Here is a 926-nt window from a genome sequence, read left to right on the forward strand (position 1 = left end):
AATTAAAATCAAAATAAAAAAGAGTAGAATATTCTACTCTTTTTTATTTTGCTATAATATAAATTATATAGGAAGTATTTTTTGAATTACAAAATTAGTAATATATTTAGGGGGAATCTATGGGGAAGAAGAAAATAAAACACCTTGGAAAAAACAAAAGAATAAAAAATAGAATTAAATTTGTTTCTAACAAGATATTGATTACAATAGGTGTATTATTAAGTATATATGCGATTTTTAATGTGACAAAGGATATAGAAGATGTAAAAGATAAAGAAGAAGTAAGTATTACGCTAGAACAAAATGATTTTATAAAAAAAATCGAGTCTGGGGCTAAAAAAAACTATAAAAAGTATAAAATATTGCCATCTATAACAGTAGCTCAAGCTATACTAGAATCAGGGTGGGGAAAATCAGAATTAGCGAAGAAGAGTAATAATTTGTTTGGTATAAAAGCGGATAATAGTTGGGATGGTGAGTTTGTAGAGGTAAGCACTTTAGAAAATCATAATGATAAAATAAATGCAAAGTTTAGAAAGTATAATCATGTTGATGATTCTATATATGATCATGGAAAATTTTTAGAAGAAAATAAGAGATATGAAGAAAATGGATTGTTTAAAGCTAAGAACTACAAAGATCAAGCTCAAGCTTTAGAAGATGCGGGTTATAGTACAAAGAAAGATAAAAAAGGCAACCCTGTTTATGCTGATGTACTTATAAGTGTGATAAAACGTTATAATTTACAGAAATTAGACTATAAAATATAGATAGTAGAATAAAATAATTTAAACAAAATACGACAAAAACAAAAAAAGTTTTACAAAAAGTATTGACGATATATTTTTAAGATGATATAGTATTACTTGTCCAAGAGATAAGGACGAAGCAAAAAAGTAAGCGCCGACACAGTCGCTTAAAATGAA

The 926-nt window shown here is 26.1% G+C and carries 1 protein-coding gene; it reads left to right on the forward strand.

Annotation, left to right across the window (positions count from 1 at the left end):
* The first annotated feature begins 119 nt into the window (after positions 1–119).
* On the forward strand, positions 120–770 hold the full coding sequence (locus JWF52_RS18920) for a glycoside hydrolase family 73 protein (protein ID WP_208335018.1): 651 nt from the start codon (positions 120–122) through the stop codon (positions 768–770).
* Positions 771–926 lie beyond the last annotated feature (156 nt).

Origin of the sequence: Clostridium sp. CCUG 7971 (genome assembly GCF_017590215.1) — a bacterium.
In the GTDB taxonomy this organism is placed as follows: Bacteria; Bacillota; Clostridia; order Peptostreptococcales; family Peptostreptococcaceae; genus Faecalimicrobium.